Genomic DNA, 20,503 nt, shown 5'->3' with positions numbered 1-20,503 from the left:
GCTCAGCGCGGCGCCAGTACGGGGCCCTGGGCCGGCGGGGCGGCCCGACGCGGGCGGGGCGACGTGGCCCGGACCACATGGACGCAGGCCCACAGGAGCACATCCGCGCCCGGCAGCCAGGGCTGCCTGCTGTCCGGGGCCACGAGCCAGCGGGAGGGAGCGGCCGGGCCCGGGCGCCGCTCCGGGTCGGCGGACGGGTCCAGCGCGGGCACGGTCACCGCGTCCCCGCTGCCGTGACAGAGCAGCGGCGGCACGGCCGAGCCCCACTCCTCCCAGCTCAGCAGGGCGGGCAGGCGCTGGGCGGTGCCGGGCGCGGTGAAGATCATGAGCCGGCCGCGGTGGAGGGCGACCGGGCCGGAGCCCGGCCCCGCCGACCACAACTGGTCCACCATGCGCCGCCCGAACACCAGCGGGGCGTTGACGACGTCGAACGCCGTGCCGCAGGGCAGCACCCCGGGTGTGCCGGGGCGGGCGTCCCACAGGGCGCGGGCGCTGCGGGGGAAGGGGCTCGCCGACGCCAGCCAGTCGAGGCCGTCCTCCGTGACCCGGGAGAGCGCCGCGAAGCCGGAGAGCGAGTCGGGGAGCGTGCCGGCGAATGCGTCAGGGAGTGCGTCCGGGAGTGCTTTGGGGAGCGCCGCGAACACCGAGGGCAGCGCCAGGGTGTCGTCGTCCCGTTCCCCGCCCCGGGCGCCGACGAGATCGAAACGGTCCTGGTGGGAGGCCGCGCCACGGGCGGGGGAGACCCGCTGGCGGGCGTCGCGCTGGTCCGGCTGCCATCTGCTCATGGCGCCTACATGTACCGGGGCGCGTTCCCCGCTTTTCCCGGCTTCCGGGAAACCGGGACAGGGGAGGGCGGGAAGGGGTACATTGCGCCCTCGCATATGCCAAGGGCTCATGGCCATGGCCCCGGGCCGCGGGGAGGCGGGCCGCCTGCCCCGAGCGGGGCGGGCGCGGGCCGCCCGGGCCCGCCGCCGGCGTCACTCCGCCGTGATGCCCCCGTTCTCGATCAGTTCGCGCCCGAACTCCACCATCTTCTTGGTGTAGTCCTCGCTCCACCCGGCCTGCTCCGCGATCGTCGCCGTCGTGAGGCGGTCGAACCGCTTGGGGTCGGCGAGCTGCGCGGCCGCCACCGCCTGGAACTCGGTGGCCCGGTCGGCCGCCGCGCGGAAGGCGAGCGTGAGCTCGGTCGAGCGGGCGAGCAGCCGCCGGGGGTCCTCGATGGACTCCAGGTCGAAGAAGTGCTCGGGGTCCGCCGCGGCCTCCGCGGGCTCGAAAATCAGCGGCGCGGGTTTCAGCCGCCGTTCGGTCCGCTCGGACTCCGCCATGTGTCCTCCTCCACGTTCACGACCTGGGCCACCCTCCATTGTCGCGCGTCTCGCAAGTACGCCCCGAATCCCCACCCGCGTGCCGCGGAGCCCGGCAGGATGCCGGGCGGCCGGCCGGCTCACCGCGGAGCTACGGGTTCACGGGGCTGTCGGTGCACCCGGCGTGGCACTGCGAGCACTCCGCCGCACCCGTTGGGGGCCGGAACTGAGCATGTCGTTTTGGCTCAGCTCACCACAGCACGGGCGAGCAACGTCCCGATGTGGTCAGGCTCGGGGGCGTCGAGAATCCGCACTTCCGCCTTCTTGAATCCGGCCCGCAGCAGAAGACCTTCCCACTTCCTGGGGGTGTAGCTGTAGCGGTAGGTGAACAATGCCTTGCCCGCGAATCCACCCTTGTACATGCCTTGCGGTCCGTAGGCCCCAGGGATGGCGGGAGGCTGTGAGAACGCGAAGACTCCGCCGGAGGTGAGTCGCTGCGCCACCAGGGGAAAGAGTCGCGCGGGATCGGCGAACCAGGCGGCCCCGAAGATCGAATAGATCGCCTCGTACGACTCCGGGTTCTCGTGCAGATGCTCCAGCACTTCCGCGCAGACGAACCGCGCGCCGAGCGAGCCCCACCGTTGGGTGATGCTGTCCACCATGACGGGCGAGAGATCAACGCCCGTGACCTTGACGCCTCGCTCGGCGAGGAACGCGGCGGCACGTCCGGTGCCGCATCCGATCTCAAGAGCGGTCGTTGGCCGGCCCAGCACTTCGGGCCCCGGTCCGTGCCCCTGGTACTGCGTCCAGCAGAAGACCGGGGGTGAGTCGTTCACGGAACCTTGCACGCTTTTACTGCTGGCGTACTGGTCCCAAAGTTCACGTTCGTTGTCGATGTTGTGCTGCGCAGCCAACGAAGTTTCCCTTTACGCCTGGTCGAGGCCGGCCCCCTGCCCCACAGGGCGGGGCAGGGGACTCCAGCGAGGTTCAGTGACTGTCCGGCACCTTGTCGTCACAGGGCGAGCAGTCCGTGGCATCCATGGACCACAGTTCCTCATCCACCGCGAAACCGTTCGCCCGGATGACTTCGGCGGTGCGGCCCACGAGCCCGTCCCTGCGGCGCTCGATCAGCGGCGCGTGGTGCTTGTACGTGCCGCCGTTGTAGACCTCGCACAGCGCGAAGTACACGGGCGTGTCGAGGATGAGCTGATGAACACCGATGTCCACGATCTTGCCCACGCCGATGTGCACGTCCCGGCGCTCCATGGCCGTGACGGTGTAGGCGACCGCTTGCCCGAGGATGCGTTCCGCCATGTCACGCACCATGACGTTGTCCCGCATCAGGAGCTTGATCTCGCGCTCCCAGATGGTGACGCCTGCCGAGCCGGGGCTTTCCAACACGTTGTACGTGTACTCCCTGACGTGCGGGCGTACCGCGTTGAGGAGTACCACCGGGTCGCGGAGCTGTGTCCGCGTGGGGCTGTCCAGTACGACAGTCATTGCTTCCCCTCCTTTGATGGTGAAGGCAGCTGGGCCGAGTGGCCGGGCCGTACCGCACTTGCTGACCCGACCGGCTGATTCCTCCGCCCTCGCTTCGTTGCTGTGAGTTCGTTGAGCGTCGGGTATCCAGCAGGGACCGCCTAGTGGGATTCGTAGTGGCAAGTCCACCCGGCACGCCGGAACTTGGCTGCCGTGGTGGCATCCGCAGGAGCAAAATGCGCCCATGGGCATCGGGGAACTGATCCGGGAACTACGTTCGGCGCGCGGGTGGTCGCAGGGGCGCTTAGCCTCGGAAATCAACAACCAGTTCAGGACGACCCTCAGCCGGGAGTACGTGAGCGGCTGGGAGTGTTCGAAGCACGAGCCAGGAGTGTTCTACCTCCGGGCACTGTCAGCAGTCCTGGACGTACCCCTAGCTGTCCTGGAGAACGAGTTGGAACGGCGGACCTTCCTCACCGACGTTGCGGGGGCCTCCATAGCTCCCGTGGTCGCCTCCGACCTGCTGTCCGTAGGGTTCGCAGCCCGGCTTCGGGGTGGCCCGTCCGTGGAGGACTGGGAGAGCAAGCTGGCCACCTACGGCACGGACTACATGTCTCTCGGGGCAGCAGACATCCAGCGGCGCGTCTCTCAGGAGCTTGTCGTGGTGCAGCAGCAACTCGACAACCCCCGCCTCTGGGCCGTGGCATCGCGGCTCATGACCTTGTACGCCAAGACATTTCCCGGCTCGGACGGTTCCAAGGCTGTGCACTGGTATCGGATGGCGGCCAAGGCTGCTGACGAGTCCGGGGACGAGTCGGCACGAATCTGGGTACGAGGCCGAGCCGCTATCGCCCTGGGGTACGAGGGGGCTTCTCTGCCGGTGGCCGATGTGATCGCCGACCAGGCCATGGCCGTCTCGGAGCGGCCGTCCCTGGGGCTCTTGAACGCCATCTATGGGAAAGCGCACGCTGCGGCCATCCGAGGTGACCATGCCACAGCCCTTGAGCTGGATACGCGGGGAAGGCGCATCTTCGACAAGGCAGGGTCTTACGAACAAACCTCCGACTACGCCGTGCCGCACTGGCGCCTCAACGTGTTCCGGTCCCTGTTGCTGGCCCGTCTGGGTGACGAGAAGGGAGCCGTGGCGGCCCAGGAGCAAGCGAGCCGGGAGCTACCGCCGACGCTGCCTCGGTTCGCCACTCACTTGCAGTTGCATCGAGGTCTGATGATGGCTCGGTCCGGTGACCGTGCTGGGGGTGCGGCATACGCCCAGGCAGCCATGGACGCCTTGCCGCCCGAGAAGCACTCTCTGACGCTGCGGATGCTCATGGAGGAGATCAGGGCGTAGTCCAGCGGACTGCCGTTGGACACGTGACCAACGCATGGCCAACGGCGGTCCGCGCGCCGGGGCGGGACGGGCGGGGGGCGGCCGCCGGCGCGCTCACGGCTGCCAGGGCACGCGGTGTTCCTCCAGGTGGGCGAGGACCGCGTGGTTCGCCTCCCAGCCGTCGGGGAACTTCACCGTGACACCCAGGCGCACCGGTTCCGTCGCCGGGTGGTCGTCCAGGAGCTCCGCGACGCCCGCGCGGCAGACCACCACGCACGCGTGCCGGTGCCGCGAGGCCAGCACGCACAGGCGGCCCGTCTCCAGGTGGAACTCCGTGGCGTCGGGGCGGCCCGACAGCGGGTGGAGGACGACCGTCACGTCGAACTCCCGGCCCTGGAGCCGGTTGGCGGTGTCCACCGTCACGCCGGTCGCGCCCGTCGCACCCGCCACGCCCAGCTCCGCGAGGGCCGCCCGGACGGCCGCCGCCTGGTCCCGGTGCGCGGTGCCCACGGCGATCCGGTCGGCCGTCAGCGGCCGCGGCTCGGCGGCCCGTTCGCTGACCGTCGCCCCGCCCCGGTCCAGCAGCCGCCGTACGACCGTGGCCACCGCCCGTACCGCCTCGGGGTCCGTGCGCGGGGTGTGCCGCGCGGGCAGCTCCAGCAGCCCCCAGCCGGTCTCCGCCGCCTCGTCCAGCACCCGGTCCGGCCCCGAGCCGTCCGACCGCACGCCGAAGGTGAGCCGCCGGTCGCCGTGGTCCGTGCCGCTGCGGAACGGCGTGTACGGGTAGAACGCCCGGGACACCAGCGGCGCGGCCGACGCCGGCAGCCGCCACGACACGGGCAGCCGGTGCTGCGGCAGATCGGGGTTGTGCGCCAGCAGCGTGCTCACCGCGCTCGCCGACGGGTCGTACGCCAGCCCCGCCCACTGCTCGGCGCCCACCACGCTGAACGGGTCGAGCTGGCCCGGGTCGCCCACGAACAGCGCCCGTTCGAACAGGCCCGCCACGGCCAGCAGCGCGTCCGAGCGCATCTGGTACGCCTCGTCCACGATGGCGTGCCGCCAGGGCTCCACGTTCTTCGTGTGCGCCCACTTCGCGGCGGTCGAGACCACGACGTCCAGCCCCGCCAGGTCCGCGACCTTCGCCGAGACCCGTACCGCCGGGTGCCGGTCGAGCGCCGGGTCGTACGGGTGCGGGTCGCTGCTGTGCAGCCGGCCGACGGGCAACGTCGGGTCGGCGGTCGCCAGCCGGTCCACCAGGTCGTCGACCTGCGCGTTGGTCTGTGCGACCACCATCAGGGGCCGGCCCGCCGCGGCCAGCTCCCGCGCGGCGCGCACCACGAGCGTCGACTTGCCCGCGCCCGGCGGGGAGTCGACGACCACGCCGCGCCGGGTGCCGTGCAGCGTGTCGTGGAGGATCGCCTCGGTGGCCCGCGCGGCGGCGGCGCCGGGGTCGAAGTCCTCGGATGCGCCGGTCACGGGCTGTCCTCCGGGGTGACGGGGTCGGTCACAGGCTGTCCTCCGGGGTGACGGGGTCGGGGGCCTCGGCGGGTGCGGTGCCGTCCGGGGTCGGTACGGTGCCGTCCGGGCCCGCCGCGGTCGGCGGGCCGCCGTGGGTCCAGGGCGTGTGCTCGGGGTCCGGCAGCTCGGGCCCGCCGCGCGGCGCGTGCGCGAAGAGCGTCCAGCACACCCACGCGCCCACCTCGGGCACCGTGCCGGGCTCGGGCTCCTTCCTGCGGCCCAGCCCCTTCGTCATCCGCACCACGACCGTTCCCGGCCCGTCCGCGCCGCCCGGCTCGTACGCCACGCACTCGGCGGTCTGGGCGGTGCCGCCGGCCGTACGGTGCACCTCCGCCCGCTCCGCGAGCAGCGGCCGGTCCTCCGTGCTGATCGTGAGCACCGGGCGCGGCCTGGGCACCTTGGCCTCGGTGTACGTCATCTCCACCGCGGTGACCCGGCCCGCGAACGCCTCGCCGGCCAGCCGGCGGCCCGCCATCACCAGCGGGTCGTCGAGCGCCTCCTGGGCTTCCAGCAGGGCCTGGGCGGTCTCCCGGGCGGCCAGCTTCCGCGCGGCCGTGACCGCGTCGTCCCGGCGCGGCTGCGGGGGCTCGCCGACCCGCACCCGGTCGCGGTGGCCGGTGTAGGACCAGCGGTCGCGGGTCCAGCGCTCGGCGACCCTGGCGCCCTCCGGCAGGGCGCGCAGCAGGTCCACGCCGCGCCACAGGGCCTCCCAGGTGGGCCGCAGCTGCGAGGCCACCAGCTCGCGGATCTCCGCCTCGGCGCGGGCGAGCGCGTCGGTGGCGGCGGCCGATCCGGCGGCCGAACCGGTTTCCGGCCCGGCGCCCGAACCGGTCTCCGGCCCGGCGCTCGAACCGGCATTCGAACCCGCGGCGGCCGCGCGGGCCGCGTCGTACCGTGCCATCGCCGGGGCCAGCCGCGTGTTGTCGAACACCGGGTCCGTGGCGGGCCCGGCCGGCGGGCACCGCAGCAGCCCGTCCGGCCCGCGCTCGCGCTCCGCCCGCAGCGCCGCCGCGGCCCCCGACTCCCCGTCCGGCGCGTCGATCCACGCCAGCAGCGCGCCCAGGTGCTGGTCCTCCAGCGCGCTCTGCCCGGTGGCCCAGTGCCGGGCCAGCAGGTCCGTCATGGCCAGCAGCAGCGCGGAGCCGGGCACCCGGGCCCGCTCCCCGAAGTGCGTCAGCCAGCGGCCCAGCAGTGGCACCCGGGCCGGCGCGGGGTACGGCGCCTCGGGGTCCTGCTCGGCCGTGCGGCGGAACCGCATCGAGCGGCCCAGCAGCCGTACGTACTCCACGCCCGGCCCGTTCGGCACGAGGAGCTGCGGCGCGTCGGCGCACAGCTCCACCTCGACCCGGGTCCTGCGGCCGGTGCCGGGGTCGGTCTCCTGCCGCTCCGCCGCCTCGACGTCGTCGGCGAAGCCGTCGATGTACGGCAGCATCACCTCGGCCAGCTCGGCGAGGAACGCGGAGCGCAGATCGCGGTCGCGCGGCTGCGGCACGACCAGCAGCCGGGGCGCCGCCCGGTCGGTGCCCACCAGCGCCCCGAGCGGGGCGCCGGCCTCGCCGGCGGTGGTGAGCGGCACGAACGCGAGGGGGCGCGGGGCGAGGTGCCGGTGGCGCACGGTCGTCAGGGGCCGCGCCCGGCCGTACCGGGTGGCTTCCAGCCGGGCGAGCGTGGAAATCAGCGACATGACCCGACGCCCCCTCCCACGCCGCGCGCCGGCGGCCCCTCCGGCCGGTGGTCGGTGTCACCCGCCGGCGGTCCTCCCCGGGCGGGGCCGGTGGCCGCCGTCAGGGCCTCCTCCCGTAGCGCCGCCGCTCTGCGGAGCGCGGCGATCGCCGGGTCCGTGGGGTCGCCGCGCTCGCCGAGGGCCGCGGCGAGGACCTCCTCCACCGTGCTCAGGCCGCCCAGCTCACCGCGGAGGGACCGGCCCAGCGCGGTCACCGCGCCCGCCTCCCGAGCCTTGGCCCGGCAGTGGAACGCCAGCTCGCACGAGGACAGGCACTCGGGGGCGTACGCGGCCCGGACCGACTCCACCGCCTCCGCCAGTTCCGCGGCCGGGCGGGTCGGGGTCCGGCCGTCCTCCGCGAGCCGCAGGTCGAACGTGCACCCCTCGGGCAGCCGGGCGGCGATGTCCTCGACGCGGGTCAGCCGGGCGAGCTGTCGGCGGGTGACGGCGAGCTGTTTGCGGATGTCGACGAGCTCGGCGGTGGGCAGGTTGGAGAAGTCCTTGGGGCAGACGAGCAGCACGGTCGGCGAGACCGCCGCGTCCGGGCCGGACTCCGCGAGCGCGTCCGTCAGCGCCAGCGCGTACACCGCGGCCTGCCGCGCCGCGGCCCCCACCTTCGCGGGGTCGGCCGCGCCGTCCAGGACCGGGAACGACTTGATCTCCACCACCACGCAGGCGCCGTCCGGCCGCACCGCCACCGCGTCCGGCTCCAGGAACACCGGCGAGCCCGCCACCTCCAGCGCCAGCATCGGATGGCGCAGCAGCGTCCAGGCGCCCCGCTCCCGGGCGGCCTCCCGGGCCTCGGCCAGCGCCAGGCGGGTGCGGCCCGCCCGCCCCTCGGGCCCGGCGGCGGTCAGCTCGGGGACGCGCACGTCCTCGGGCGGGGGCGGGGCCGCGCCGCCGCCCGTCCGCTCGCACAGCAGCCGCATCAGCTCGGCGCCGCGATCCGCCAGGGCCCGCGCCTCGAACGCGTTGCCCCGTACGAACGCGAACTGCGACTGGCCGAAGGTCGCGGGCGCGCCCAGCGCCCGGGCGAGCGCCGCCTTGTCCACCCCGGCGCCGTCGAGCAGCGCCCGCCGGTGGCACCCGGGGTTGGCCGCCAGCGCGGCCAGCGCGCGGGCGTCGAGCGGGCGCGGCGGTGTCGCCGGCCCGCGCAGCTCAGCGAGCCGCTGCCGGAGCCTCGTCGTCTGCCGTGGCAGACCCCGCCGGAACGGCGTCGTCGAGGCTGTCGCCCCGTGGCCGCTGTCGAGGGATGCGTTCACCCGCCGAAGTCTCGCATCCGGCGCCGACAACGGGCGCGTGCCCCACGCCCCGGAGCGGTACGGGCCGCTCCGCGAGGGGCGCCGTCTCCTGCTGCGCCGCGCCCCGCGGCACCGCGCCCGCGCCCCGCCCGATCCAGGCCGCCCGCGCCCGGTCGGTGAGCCGCAGCAGCGGAGGTGCCACCAGCAGGCCGACGCCCATCACGGCGGCGCCGGCGACCGCGTCCAGGAAGTAGTGGTTGGCCGTGCCCATGACCACGATCGTGGTGATCAGCGGGTAGGCCACGCCGAGCGCCTTGGTCAGCGGCGTGCGGCCGAACCGGTAGAGGATCACGCCGCACCACAGCGCCCAGCCGACGTGCAGGCTCGGCATGGCGGCGTACTGGTTGGTCAGCCCGCCCAGGCCCCGCGGCGCGCTAGCCTCACCGCCCCACCAGCCGTACGAGCCGTACTGCGCCATCGTGTCGACGAAGCCGTAGCCGCTGTCCAGCAGCCGGGGCGGACAGGTGGGCAGCAGGGTGAAGCCGATCAGGCCGATCATGGTGGAGGCCATCAGCCAGGCGCGCGCGCCGCGGTACCGCTCCGGGCGGCGCCGCCACAGCCAGATCAGCACGGCCGGCGTGACCAGATAGTGCAGGGACGCGTAGACGAAGTCGGCGGGTATGCCGAGCGCCGGGTGCTCGGTGAAGAGGCGGTTCAGCGGGTGCTCCGCGTTGATGCCCAGCGCCTGCTCGAACCGCAGGATGGCCAGACCGTGGTCGACCGCGGTCGACACGTCCCCCCGGGCCAGCAGCCGGCCCGCCGAGTACGCGACATAGACCACGGCGATCAGCGGCAGCTCGGTCCACCAGCGGTGCCGAGGGGGCGCTATGGGGGGCATCCGTACGCTCTCCAAGTGTTCAGGCGGCCAAAGGGCGCGCGGTCAACCGTACGGTGTACGCCAAAGCGGCCGGACATCGCCCCGGGACTTCACGCCGGGTGGGCGCGCCACGTCGCGTTCGCCTTCTGTTCGATCCCGCTTCGAAACACGCGAGCAGGAAGACGTGAAGATCTCACGGCTGGTTGCTCCGGGAAGCGGTGCGGGATGATGGTCCGGACAGATTCAGATCTGTCCGAAAAGCGTCGAAATCCTGGTGAGAGGTCCCCCATGGCTCCCCGCATCCTGCTGGCCCGTCACGGCCAGACGGAATGGTCCCTGTCCGGACGGCACACCGGCCGTACGGACATTCCGCTGCTGGACGAGGGGCGCAGGGGCGCCAAGCTGCTCGGTGAGCGGCTGCTGCGCCCGCCGTTCGGCGGGCTGCCGGACGCCGAGGTCCGCACCAGCCCGCTGGTCCGTGCCGCCGAGACCTGCGAGCTGGCCGGCTTCGGCGACCGCGCGGAGCCCTGGGACGCGCTGATGGAGTGGGACTACGGCGCGTACGAGGGCCTGACCCCGGCGGAGATCCACGCGCGCCGGCCGGGCTGGGTGATCTGGCGCGACGGCGTCGAGGACGGCGAGACCCGCGAGCAGGTCATGGCGCGGGCCGACGAGGTCGTGGCGTGGGCCCGCTCGGCCGACCGCGACGTCCTGGTCTTCGCCCACGGCCACATCCTGCGCACGCTGGGCGCCCGCTGGCTGGGCCTGGACCTCTCCTTCGGCGCGCGGATCAAGCTCGACCCGACGTCGCTGTCGGTGCTGGGCTGGGCGTACGGGGAGCCCGCGATCGAGCGCTGGAACGAGACGGGTCACCTGGCGGTGGGCCCGGCGGCCTGAGCCCACCGAGGCGTACGGCCCGGCCCGATCGCCGAGGCGCACGGCCCGCCCCGATCACCGCGGCGCCGACCCGGCCGGCACCGCGCTCGCGGACCCCGCGCCCGGGGCGGGGGCCGGCGCCTCCGCCCGGGGGCCCGCCCCGGCGGACGCCCCGTGCCGCGCCAGGAACGCCGCGACGGGCGCCGACCGCCCGTACGGCCGCAGCGCCCCCGCCGTGGCCTCCAGCAGCGCCCGGATGCGCGCCGACTGCACCAGCCGCCCGTAGTCGAGCACCCGGTTCCCCGCCTCCGCCGCGGCCTCCGGCGCCCCGCCCCGCGCCAGGTTCACCGCCAGCTCGGCCGTGAAGAGCGCGGTGTTCCGCGCGAAGTGCGGATGCTGGAGGGCGGCGGACCGCCGCGCGTGGTCCGCCGCCCGCCGCCACTCGCCGAGGGCGGACCAGCACTGGGCTTCCAGCCCCTCCAGCTCCGCCTCGCCGAAGAAGCTCATCCACTCCGGGTCGGCGTCCCGAGGCCCCTGGTCGAACAGGGACTGGGCGCGCAGCAGCGCCTTCTCGCACGCGGTCCGGTCGCCGAGCCCGGCCCAGCCGCCGGCCTCGCGGAGCGCGAGCAGGGAGAGCAGCCGCCGGGAGCCGAGGTGCTCGGCCGCGCGCCGCGCCGCCTGGGCCGCGCGCACCGCCTCCCGGGGCCGGCCCGCGTCCCGGGCCAGGAAGGACGTGTTGCAGAAGGCGTGCGCCTCCAGCGCCGGGTCGTCGCAGACCCGGGCCGCCGCGAGGGCCTCGCCGTAGTGCGAGCGGGCGTCGGCGAAGCGCCCGGAGTCGTGGGCGAGCCAGCCCACCGAGAGGGCCAGCTCCCCGGCCCCGGAGTGCAGCCGGTCGGACGTGGTCTGGCGCCGGCTGCCGGCCTCCAGCAGGGCGTAGGCGGCCCGCAGCGGCTCGGCGGCGCGCCGGTGGAGGCCCTCGGCGCCGTGCCGGTCGTCGAGCAGCCGGATGCGGCGGACGGCCTCCTCCACGGCGCCGGCCTCGCTCTCCCCGGCCCGGTGGTGCGGCCGGGCGGCGGACCGCGGCGCGCCCAGGCCCAGGGCGCCGGCCGCCACGGCGGCGGAGCCGCCGGTCATGAACGCGCGACGCAGCACGTCGCTCTCCTCGTAGGTGTGGGTCGGTGGGTCGGGATCGGGCCGGGACTCGTGACCGCGCGCGCCCGCACGCGTACGCGCTCCCCGGCCGCGTACGCTCTCGCGCGGCGAGAAGCCCATGTCGAGCAGCGAGTGCCCGGGAAACATGTGCCGGAACACCCGCTCATAGGCGTAGTTGGGGCAGCGGATCTCCCCCGACTCCACCCGGCCGATGTACCGGGCGTCGCAGGAGACCTGCTCGCCGATGTCCCGCGCGGCGCGGCGGACGGCCGCGGCGAACTCGCCCGGGGACAGCCGCCCGCGCAGCTGCCGGAAGGCGGTGTTCGGGGTCGGGGCGGGGCGGGCGAGACCCCGCGAGGACGCTGACGGAGACGCTGTCGACGACGCCATGGCCGAGCCCTCTTCCTGGCGGTGCTGCCGCCCCGTCGTGCCACGGGGCGGAGGTCGTGCTGTCGGCGCGGGCCGGTGCCGGGCGAGCGGCGGGCGGCGCCGGGCCGACGGTCGTCGACCGTACCGTTCGTGACGGGGTCGACACACAGCGTTTGGATACAAAACGGATATCTCATTCGGGATTCGCCATGAAGTGCCATCCTTTGCGGCGGCGTGGCGCCGTAGCCATTGACGGCCGCCTGCCGTTGAGCAGTGCGGAGAAGAACGAGCTGAAAAAGCTGACGTTCCGAGCGAGCGGCTCTGGTGGAGGAGGGGTTTCCTTGTTGGAGGCCGACGTGGACGCGGGCGGCTCACGCACGACCGCCCGGCACCGACCGACTCCGGAACTCGGTGGGGCCCCGGCGGGCCCCGAACCGTGCGACCTGGTCACGGTGCCCGCCCGGCAGGGCCTGGAGGCGGTGGACATCCTGCGGCGCGGCACGTCGGGGGCGGTGCGCCTGGCGGCCACCGCGGCGCCCGCCGCGGCCCTGGGCGTCGGGCCCGTCCTGCACGACGGCGCGTGCGACACACTCGGCTTCCTGGTGCCCCCCGGCACGGCCGCCGCCTGGGACCTCCCCGGCAGCGCCTGTACGCAGACGTACGGGCGCGGCACCCGGGCGGCGGCCGCGGAGCCGCCGGTGGCCGGCACCGGCTGGCTGGTGCCGCCGGCGGACGCGGCGGAGGTCACCGACCCGGTGGTGCTGCGGGCGGCGCTGGGCGAGGCGGCGCGGACCATCGAGGCGGCCGACCGCTGCCGCTGAGCGGCACTCGGGGCGCTCCGGTCACCGCGGTCGCTCCGGCGATAATGGACGCATGGCGAAACAGGGCAGGCGGCGCGGTGGCGAGGGCGGCCGCGGCCGGACCCCCGAGGTGGTCGCCGAGACCGTGGACGGCGGGCGCGCCGAACTGGTCCCCGACCGGGACCGGCCCCGCGCCTGGACGCTGTTCGTCGACGACGCCCCCCAGTCGCACGTGGACCTCGACGACCCCACGCGCCTGACGTTCGAGTACCAGCGCCGGCTCGGCCACGTCGTGGACCTCGCGGCGCCCGCCGGCCGCCCGATCCAGGCCGTGCACCTCGGCGGCGGGGCGCTCACCCTCGCCCGCTACGTCGCCGCGACCCGCCCCCGCTCCACCCAGCAGGTGGTGGAGGTGGACGGCCCGCTCGTCCAGTTCGTCCGGCGCGAGCTGCCGCTGGAGAGCGGCTGGCGGGTGCGGGTCAGAACGGGCGACGCCCGCGAGGTGCTGGGCCGGCTCCCGGAGGGCTGGGCCGATCTGATCCTGTCGGACGTCTTCCGGGGCGCCCGCACGCCCGCCCATCTGACCAGCGAGGAGTTCCACCACGAGGCGCGGCGGGTGCTGCGCCCCGGCGGGACCTACGCCGCCAACCTGGCCGACGGCCCGCCGCTCGCCCACCTCCGCGCCCAGATCGCCACCGCCCGTACGGTCTTCCCCGAGCTGTGCGTGATCGCCGATCCGGCCGTGCTGCGCGGGCGCCGGTTCGGCAACGCCGTCCTGGTGGGCTCCGACCGCGCGCTGCCCGTCGCCGAGCTGACCCGCCGGGCCGCCGGCGACTCGCAGCCGGCCCGGGTCGAACACGGCCGGGCCCTCGCGGACTTCACCGGCGGGGCGGCGCCCGTGACCGACGCGAGCGCCCAGGCGTCCCCGGCCCCGCCGCCGGGCGTCTTCGCGCGCTGAACAGCCCGGCGCCCGCTGAAAAGCCCGGTGCGCGCGCCGCATGTCCGGTCTCGGCCCCCGTCGGCCGGCCGGGGCGTACGAGGTCTCAGCCCGGCACCGTTTCGACCTGCGGCGGGTGCCCGTTCCACGTGCAGAAGACCGAGCTGGTCCGCTCGCCCAGCGTGAAGTCCACCCGTATCCACTGCGGTTGGGTCCACACCTGCATCCGCCAGCCCGCGTCCGGCGTCGCCGAGACCAGGCCCGCCGAGGCGGCTCCCAGGTCGAACACCACCCGCCCGCCCGGCACGGTGTAGTTCCGCACGGCCCCCGCCGCGGTGGAGGAGCGGGTCGAGGGCGAGGCCGGGGCGCCGGACGGTGGCGCCGGGGAGTGCGCGTCCGGGCTCCGCGGGGCCTCCGGGCTCCCCGGCGCGCCGGAGGGCCGCCCCTGGCCCGGCTGCCCGGACGGCCCCGGGCTCCGGCCCGCCGACGACCCCGGCGCCGGTGGCGCCCCGCTCGCCCCGCCCGGGGACGGGGAGACGCCCGTGGCCTCCCCGGCGAGCACGGACGGCGGGTCGTACGCCGTGCCCGCGAGCACGGTGTGGACGCCCCACCACGAGAGCGCGGTGGCCGCGCCGGTGGCGAGCGACCACGCGGCGGCGAGCGCGAGTCCTCGCCGGAGGGAGGTCGACTGCATCGGCACATACTGCCCCACGCGCCTCACCGGTCGCGCCCGTTCGGCGGGAGTCCGTTCCGCGGCCACGAGGTCGGGCGGGCCTGTCGGCCACCGACGGCGGCCCGCCCCCGAATGGCGTACGGTGCGGGCCATGGCACAAGTGCTCGTCGTCGAGGACGACCAGTTCGTACGGTCCGCCCTCATCCGGCATTTGACCGAGGCGTCCCACGCCGTACGGAGTGTCGGAACCGCCCTGGAAGCGCTGCGCGAGGTGGCCCAGATGGGCTTCGACGTGGTGATCCTCGATCTCGGACTGCCCGATCTCGACGGCGGGGAGGCGCTCAAGATGCTCCGCGGGATCACCGACGTACCGGTGATCATCGCGACCGCGCGGGACGACGAGGCGGAGATCGTCCGCCTGCTCAACGACGGCGCCGACGACTACCTGGTCAAGCCCTTCTCCGTGGAGCACCTGTCCGCGCGGATCGCCGCCGTACTGCGCCGCTCCCGCGCCGCCGCGGCCGACGGCCCGCCCACCGGGGCGCTGCGCGTCGGCGGCCTGACGATCGACCCGCTGCGCCGCCAGGCGGAGCTGGACGGCGCCCGACTCGACCTCACCCGGCGCGAGTTCGACCTGCTGGCCTTCCTCGCGGGCCGGCCGGGCGTCGTGGTGTCCCGCAAGGAGCTGCTGGCCGAGGTCTGGCGGCAGACGTACGGCGACGACCAGACCATCGACGTCCATCTCTCCTGGCTGCGCAGGAAACTCGGCGAGACGGCCGCGCGGCCGCGCTACCTCCATACGCTCCGGGGGGTCGGCGTCAAGCTCGAAGCCCCTTCATGAGGTGGGCGCTGGTGAAGGTGGCGCTGGCCGTCACCGGCATGGTGGTGGTCGCCTTCGCCGTGCCGCTGGGGCTGGTCGTCCGCGAACTCGCCCGCGACCGCGCCTTCTCCGACGCCGAACGGCAGGCCGCCACCATCGGCCCGGCGCTGGCCATCACCACCGACCGGGAGCAACTGCGCCGCGCCGTCGCCAGTACGAGGGCGGGCGCCGACGGCAGGATGGCCGTGCACGTGCCCGCGGCCGGGGAGCGCGGCTACGGCGGCTCCCTGGGCGTCGTGGAGCTCGGCACGCGCCGCGCCCCCCGGGCCGACCTGGAGGCCGCCAGCCGCCTCGGGCGCGCGTCCGTCTCCGCCGTGCCCGGCGGCTTCGCGCTGCTGCAGCCCACCGCCGTCGGCTCCGGCAAGGTCGCCGTGGTCGAGGTGTTCGTGCCGGACGGGGAGGTGACCAAGGGCGTCACCACCGCGTGGCTGGTGCTCACCGGCGTCGGCTTCGCCCTGGTCGTCGGGTCGGTGGCGATCGCCGACCGGCTGGGCACCCGGCTGGTGCGGCCGGCGGAGCAACTGGCCGCCGCCGCGCACGACCTGGGCGAGGGCCGGCTGGGCGTGCGGGTGCGGGTGCGGGGGCCCGCCGAGCTCAAGGCGGCGGCCCTGGCGTTCAACTCCATGGCGGACCAGGTCGTCCGGCTCCTGGCCGCGGAACGCGAGCTGGCCGCCGACCTCTCCCACCGGCTGCGCACCCCGCTGACCGTCCTGCGCCTCAACGCTGCCTCGCTCGGCGACGGACCGGCCGCCGAACAGACCCGCGCCGCCGTCGCCCAACTGGAGGGCGAGGTCGACCGGATCATCCGCACCGCGCGCGAACAGCGGCCGCACCCGGGGCACCCGGCCGCCGCGGTGGGCTGCGACGCCTCCGAGGTGATCCGCGAGCGCATGGACTTCTGGTCCGCGCTCGCCGAGGACGAGGACCGTACGGTGCGCCTGGCGGGCGTCGACCGGCCCGCGCGGGTGCCGGTGGCCCGGAGCGAACTGGCCGCCGCGCTCGACGCGATGCTCGGCAACGTCTTCCGCCACACCCCCGAGGGCACCGCCTTCGCGGTGGACGTGCACAACGCCGAGGACGCGGTGATCGTCCTGGTCTCCGACGCGGGCCCGGGCATCGCCGACCCGGCCGCCGCGCTGCGCCGGGGCATCGGCGACGGCCGGCCCGGCTCCACGGGCCTGGGGCTGGACATCGTGCGCCGGGTCGCGGAGTCCACCGGCGGCGACGTCCGGCTCGGCCGCTCCGTGCTCGGCGGCACCGAGGTACGGGTGTGGCTGGCGCTCGGCGGGCGGCGGCCCGCGGGCGGCCGGCGGGGCCACCGCGTGGTGCGGCGCGGGCGCGGCCGTCGACCGCCGGATTAACCGCCGCCGATCGGCACCTTAAACCTGCCATAAGAACGCGGGCTCGCCGGGCGATCGGGGCATTCGTCCGGTTCGGCGTCGCTAGCGTGCTCCACGGGCGCCCCACCGCCCCCTCCCGCGCGCCCCGGCCGTTGCTTCCCCCCACGTCGGCCGGGGCGCGCCCCGCCCGGGGAGGGCGAAGGCACGACCGAGCGCCCTCCGTCCGCTCCGGGCGCCGCCGGCCGGCCCGTGGGCCCCCGGCGCCACCACCCGTTGATGTTGAATGGGCAAGGAAACGCCCGGTGGTGGCTCGTGGCTGTGCGGGAGGCGGACATGGCGGCGGTCGAACGGCGCAGCGGCAGGCCCACGCTGGAGGAGGTCGCCGCCCGGGCGGGCGTCGGGCGGGGCACCGTCTCCCGGGTGATCAACGGCTCGCCGAAGGTCAGCCCGCGGACCCGGGCCGCCGTGGAGGAGGCCGTGGCCGCGCTGGGGTACGTCCCCAACCGGGCCGCCCGCGCGCTGGCCGCCAACCGCACCGACGCGGTGGCGCTCGTCATCCCCGAGCCCGAGACCCGGCTCTTCTCGGAGCCGTACTTCTCCGACATCATCCGCGGTGTCTGCAGCGAACTCGCCGACACCGACCTGCAGTTGCTGCTGACCCTGGTGCGCGACGCCCGCGAGCGCCAGCGGCTCGGCCAGTATCTGAGCGCGCACCGCGTGGACGGAGTGCTGCTGGTCTCGGTGCACGCCGACGATCCGCTGCCCGATCTGCTGGAGCGGATCGAGATGCCCGCGGTGCTGGCGGGGCGCAGGGACGCGCGGGAGTCGGTCGCGCACGTGGATTCGGACAATGTGGGGGGCGCCCGCGCGGCGGTGGCCCATCTCCTCGGCCGCGGCCGCCGCGCGGTGGCCACCATCACCGGCCCGCTCGACATGTACGCCGCCCAGTGCCGCCTCCGGGGGTACCGCGAGGGGCTGCGGGACGCCGGCCGCCCGGTCGACGAGGCGCTGATCGCGCACGCCGACTTCACGGAGGAGGGCGGCCGCAGGGCGATGCGCCGGCTGCTGGCCGCCCGCCCGGCGCTCGACGCCGTCTTCGCGGCCTCCGATGTGATGGCCGCGGGCGCCCGCCGGGTGCTCCGGGAGCACGGCCGCTCGGTGCCGGGGAACGTGGCGCTGGTGGGCTTCGACGACTCGCCCGTCGCCCGTCACACGGACCCGCCGCTCACCAGCGTGCGCCAGCCGACCGAGGAGATGGGCCGGGCGATGGCCCGGCTGCTGCTGGAGCGGATCGCCGGCGGCCGCGGGGAGCGGGCCCAGCTGATCCTGCCGACGGAACTGGTGGTCCGGCAGTCGTCATGAGACGGCGGTCACACCGCCGTACGCCCCCAAACGCGGGAAAAGATCAAGGCCCTGACCTTGCTACAGGTCAGGGCCTTGATCCATCAGGGTGAGTAACGGGACTCGAACCCGCGACATCCTGGACCACAACCAGGTGCTCTACCAGCTGAGCTATACCCACCGCGACCGGCGTTTTTTCTTACCGGCCGAGAAAGAGTGTACAGGGTTCGGGAGGGTGCTCGCTCCCGCCGTTACGCGTACGTGACGAGTGTCGGCGGGAGCGTCCTTCGGATGGCTCCTACGGCTGCCGCGCGAACTTCGCGGCGATCGCCTTGGCCGTGTCGGAGTCGGGTCCGGGCTGCGGGACGAAGACCGCCTCGCGGTAGTAGCGCAGCTCGGTGATGGACTCGCGGATGTCGGCGAGCGCCCGGTGGTTGCCGTTCTTCTCCGGACTGTTGAAGTACGCCCGTGGGTACCAGCGCCGGGCCAGCTCCTTCACGGACGACACATCGACGATCCGGTAGTGGAGGTAGCTCTCCAGGTCCGGCATGTCGCGCAGCAGGAAGCCGCGGTCGGTGCCGACGGAGTTGCCGCACAGCGGGGCCTTGCCGCGCTCGGGCACGTGCTCCCGGATGTACGCCAGCACCCGCTGCTCGGCGTCCTCCAGCGTCGTGCCGCCGTCCAGCTCGGCCAGCAGCCCGGAGGCGGTGTGCATCTCGCGCACCACCTCGGGCATGGAGGCGAGGGCCTCGGCGGGGGGACGGATGACGATGTCCACCCCCTCGCCGAGGATGTTCAGCTCGGAGTCGGTGACCAGGGCGGCCACCTCGATGAGCGCGTCGTTCGACAGCGATAGGCCGGTCATCTCGCAGTCGATCCACACCATGCGATCGTTCATGCGTCTCAGCCTACGGGGCCGTCCGGGCCGGCGGGCCGCCGCCGAATCCGCCGCGGCGCCCCGCCCGGCCTGTCGGAACGGGCCCTCAGCCCACCGGGCGGTCGCGCTGCCCGGGCAGCGTCGGCCGGCCCGGCAGCCGCCCTATGGAGGCCTCCGGGGTGCGCGAGGCGTAGGCGTCGGACTCCGGCTTGCCGGGGTCGGACATCGACACCGCCGCCACCCCCGGCCGCCGCAGCGGCACGGGCGGCGGGACGGGCTCGCCCGGGCCCCCGCGCTGCTCGCCGATCTCCGCGCGCTCCGCCCGCTCCGCGCTCTGGGCGCTCTGCGGGCGACGCGCCCGGTAGGCGGCGCGGTAGGCCGCCGGCGACGACCCCAGCTGGCGCCGGAAGTGTCCGCGCAGGGCCACCGGCGAGCGGAAGCCGCAGCGCCCGGCGACCTCGTCCACGGAGTAGTCGGAGGTCTCCAGCAGCCGCTGGGCCTGGAGCACGCGCTGGGTGATCAGCCACTGGAGGGGAGCGCTCCCCGTGAGCGACCGGAACCGCCGGTCGAAGGTCCGGCGGCTCATGTAGGCGCGGGCGGCGAGCGTCTCCACGTCGAACTGTTCGTGCAGATGCTCCAGGGCCCAGGCGACGACCTCGGCCAGCGGGTCGGCGCCGATCTCCTCCGGTAAAGACCGGTCGAGGTAGCGCTCCTGCCCACCGCTGCGGCGCGGCGGCACGACCAGCCGCCGGGCCAGGGCGTTCGCCGCGTCGGCGCCGTGGTCGGAGCGCACGATGTGCAGGCACAGGTCGATGCCCGCGGCGGTCCCGGCGGAGGTGAGCACGTCCCCGTCGTCCACGAACAGCTCCCGCGGGTCCACATGGACCGACGGATAGCGCTTGGCGAGCGTCGGCGCGTACATCCAGTGCGTGGTGGCGGGCCGGCCGTCCAGCAGGCCGGCCGCGGCCAGGACGAATGCCCCGGTGCACAGCCCGACGATCCTCGCCCCCTCCTCGTGCGCGCGACGCAGCGCGTCGAGCGCCTCCACCGGCGGCGGTGAGGTGATCGACCGCCACGCCGGTACGACAACGGTGCCGGCTCGGGCGAGCGCCTCCAAGCCGTACGGTGCGGTGAGTTCCAGCCCCCCGGTCGTGCGCAACGGAGCGTCCTCGCCCGCGCATACCAGCAAGCGGTAGCGGGGGACCCCGGCGTCCTGGCGGTCGATGCCGAACACGGACAGCGGGATGGAGCTCTCGAAGATGGGGCCGCCGCTGAAGAGCAGCACTGCGACGATCTCCCGGCGGCGGCGCCCGGACAGCTTCCGCGCGGCCTCCGGTACCGTCGTGGAGTCCTGGCTCATGGCACTAAGCCCCCCTCGGTGGTCGCGTCCTCTCGGTCCTGCACGTTTCCCCTCGGTCCTGCACAAGTCCCCCGCCGTGAATGGCCAAGATCGAATCTACTGTGTCCTATGTGGTCGCTGTGACCAGTTCACCACCCACCGCTATGTCGACATGACAACTTGGCGTGAAGCATTCGATCACGAAGCGTCGCACTCGACGGCCCCGCTGGGAAGTACGCCTGTCGCGCGTGGCCCGTCAACGTAGGGTGCGCACACCCCCGGTGATCCTTTCATGCCAGGTGAAGCACGCGTTGAAGAGGGGTTTCGCCAAGGGGGGCACCCTCGTACGAAGTTGGCCGAAAAGCATCGGCCCGGCGCTCGGGGGGCCGCGGGGGTACGGGATACGCGGCTCAAAGGCGCCCCGGGCGCCCGGTCGGGGCGCCTTTGAGC

Annotated in this window: 19 protein-coding genes and 1 tRNA gene; 7 read left to right on the top strand and 13 right to left on the bottom strand. The window is 74.7% G+C overall.

The features are described from left to right. Positions 1-2: 2 nt before the first annotated feature. The 4 genes from ACSNOD_RS14195 to ACSNOD_RS14180 form a co-directional block, all read right to left on the bottom strand. The gene (locus ACSNOD_RS14195) at positions 3-644 is read right to left on the bottom strand and encodes a hypothetical protein (protein ID WP_436767264.1); all 642 of its coding nucleotides are present in this window, start codon (positions 642-644) and stop codon (positions 3-5) included. A gap of 333 nt (positions 645-977) precedes the next feature. Beyond that, positions 978-1,325 (bottom strand): hypothetical protein, encoded by a 348-nt coding sequence (locus tag ACSNOD_RS14190; RefSeq protein WP_436767262.1) that lies wholly within the window; start codon positions 1,323-1,325, stop codon positions 978-980. 224 nt (positions 1,326-1,549) lie between these two features. Beyond that, positions 1,550-2,218, bottom strand: a complete 669-nt coding sequence (locus ACSNOD_RS14185; RefSeq protein WP_436767261.1) for a class I SAM-dependent DNA methyltransferase — start codon at positions 2,216-2,218, stop codon at positions 1,550-1,552. A gap of 73 nt (positions 2,219-2,291) precedes the next feature. After that, the gene (locus ACSNOD_RS14180) at positions 2,292-2,804 is read right to left on the bottom strand and encodes a hypothetical protein (RefSeq protein ID WP_436767260.1); all 513 of its coding nucleotides are present in this window, start codon (positions 2,802-2,804) and stop codon (positions 2,292-2,294) included. Between the two features lie 223 nt (positions 2,805-3,027). Here ACSNOD_RS14180 and ACSNOD_RS14175 point away from each other — a divergent pair, with 223 nt between their 5' ends. Next, on the top strand, positions 3,028-4,131 hold the full coding sequence (locus ACSNOD_RS14175; RefSeq protein WP_436767259.1) for a helix-turn-helix domain-containing protein: 1,104 nt from the start codon (positions 3,028-3,030) through the stop codon (positions 4,129-4,131). Positions 4,132-4,224: 93 nt separating this feature from the next. On the opposite strand, the gene ACSNOD_RS14170 is transcribed toward ACSNOD_RS14175, so the two are convergent. From ACSNOD_RS14170 to ACSNOD_RS14155, 4 genes are read right to left on the bottom strand one after another with little or no spacing between them, the layout of a single operon-like run. Further along, a complete protein-coding gene (locus tag ACSNOD_RS14170) occupies positions 4,225-5,586 on the bottom strand; it encodes an AAA family ATPase (protein ID WP_436767258.1) in 1,362 nt (453 codons plus the stop codon). 28 nt (positions 5,587-5,614) lie between these two features. Further along, positions 5,615-7,312 (bottom strand): hypothetical protein, encoded by a 1,698-nt coding sequence (locus ACSNOD_RS14165; protein ID WP_436767257.1) that lies wholly within the window; start codon positions 7,310-7,312, stop codon positions 5,615-5,617. Further along, complete coding sequence (locus ACSNOD_RS14160; protein WP_436767256.1) at positions 7,303-8,613, bottom strand: hypothetical protein; 1,311 nt, start codon at positions 8,611-8,613, stop codon at positions 7,303-7,305. The genes ACSNOD_RS14165 and ACSNOD_RS14160 overlap by 10 nt, the downstream gene beginning before the upstream one ends. Next, positions 8,510-9,490 (bottom strand): phosphatase PAP2 family protein, encoded by a 981-nt coding sequence (locus tag ACSNOD_RS14155; RefSeq protein ID WP_436767255.1) that lies wholly within the window; start codon positions 9,488-9,490, stop codon positions 8,510-8,512. The genes ACSNOD_RS14160 and ACSNOD_RS14155 overlap by 104 nt, the downstream gene beginning before the upstream one ends. 267 nt (positions 9,491-9,757) lie before the next feature. On the opposite strand from ACSNOD_RS14155, the gene ACSNOD_RS14150 reads away from it, so the two are divergent. Continuing rightward, a complete protein-coding gene (locus ACSNOD_RS14150; protein ID WP_436767254.1) occupies positions 9,758-10,366 on the top strand; it encodes a histidine phosphatase family protein in 609 nt (202 codons plus the stop codon). 54 nt (positions 10,367-10,420) lie between these two features. Here the strand turns inward: ACSNOD_RS14150 and ACSNOD_RS14145 are convergent, their stop codons facing one another. Beyond that, positions 10,421-11,887, bottom strand: coding sequence for a hypothetical protein (locus ACSNOD_RS14145; protein WP_436767253.1), 1,467 nt, complete (start codon positions 11,885-11,887; stop codon positions 10,421-10,423). A gap of 320 nt (positions 11,888-12,207) precedes the next feature. Here ACSNOD_RS14145 and ACSNOD_RS14140 point away from each other — a divergent pair, with 320 nt between their 5' ends. Together ACSNOD_RS14140 and ACSNOD_RS14135 are read left to right on the top strand one after the other, a co-directional pair. Next, entirely contained in the window at positions 12,208-12,687 is a 480-nt protein-coding gene (locus ACSNOD_RS14140; RefSeq protein ID WP_436767252.1) for a hypothetical protein, read from the top strand. A 52-nt stretch (positions 12,688-12,739) separates the two neighbouring features. Beyond that, positions 12,740-13,624 (top strand): spermidine synthase, encoded by an 885-nt coding sequence (locus ACSNOD_RS14135; protein WP_436767251.1) that lies wholly within the window; start codon positions 12,740-12,742, stop codon positions 13,622-13,624. 85 nt (positions 13,625-13,709) lie between these two features. Here ACSNOD_RS14135 and ACSNOD_RS14130 read toward each other — a convergent pair whose 3' ends face one another. Next, positions 13,710-14,297 (bottom strand): hypothetical protein, encoded by a 588-nt coding sequence (locus tag ACSNOD_RS14130; protein ID WP_436767250.1) that lies wholly within the window; start codon positions 14,295-14,297, stop codon positions 13,710-13,712. A 130-nt stretch (positions 14,298-14,427) separates the two neighbouring features. Between ACSNOD_RS14130 and ACSNOD_RS14125 the strand changes: the two genes are divergently transcribed. The 3 genes from ACSNOD_RS14125 to ACSNOD_RS14115 all read left to right on the top strand — a co-directional run bounded on the left by ACSNOD_RS14125 (position 14,428) and on the right by ACSNOD_RS14115 (position 17,858). Then, positions 14,428-15,117, top strand: coding sequence for a response regulator transcription factor (locus tag ACSNOD_RS14125; RefSeq protein WP_436767249.1), 690 nt, complete (start codon positions 14,428-14,430; stop codon positions 15,115-15,117). Next, the gene (locus ACSNOD_RS14120) at positions 15,114-16,517 is read left to right on the top strand and encodes an ATP-binding protein (protein ID WP_436767248.1); all 1,404 of its coding nucleotides are present in this window, start codon (positions 15,114-15,116) and stop codon (positions 16,515-16,517) included. Before ACSNOD_RS14125 ends, ACSNOD_RS14120 begins: the two co-directional genes overlap by 4 nt. Before the next feature lie 312 nt (positions 16,518-16,829). Continuing rightward, entirely contained in the window at positions 16,830-17,858 is a 1,029-nt protein-coding gene (locus tag ACSNOD_RS14115; protein WP_436767263.1) for a LacI family DNA-binding transcriptional regulator, read from the top strand. A gap of 87 nt (positions 17,859-17,945) precedes the next feature. Here ACSNOD_RS14115 and ACSNOD_RS14110 read toward each other — a convergent pair. The 3 genes from ACSNOD_RS14110 to ACSNOD_RS14100 form a co-directional block, all read right to left on the bottom strand. Beyond that, positions 17,946-18,018, bottom strand: a tRNA-His gene (locus ACSNOD_RS14110). A gap of 117 nt (positions 18,019-18,135) precedes the next feature. Continuing rightward, complete coding sequence (gene orn, locus ACSNOD_RS14105; protein ID WP_436767247.1) at positions 18,136-18,735, bottom strand: oligoribonuclease; 600 nt, start codon at positions 18,733-18,735, stop codon at positions 18,136-18,138. 85 nt (positions 18,736-18,820) lie between these two features. After that, entirely contained in the window at positions 18,821-20,074 is a 1,254-nt protein-coding gene (locus ACSNOD_RS14100) for a helix-turn-helix domain-containing protein (protein WP_436767246.1), read from the bottom strand. Between the last annotated feature and the right edge of the window lie 429 nt (positions 20,075-20,503).

It is taken from the genome of Streptomyces sp. URMC 123 (assembly GCF_051386515.1).
Lineage (GTDB): Bacteria > Actinomycetota > Actinomycetes > Streptomycetales > Streptomycetaceae > Streptomyces.
Note: the sequence above shows the minus strand (reverse complement) of the source record. Positions and strands in the feature narration are given on the sequence as shown.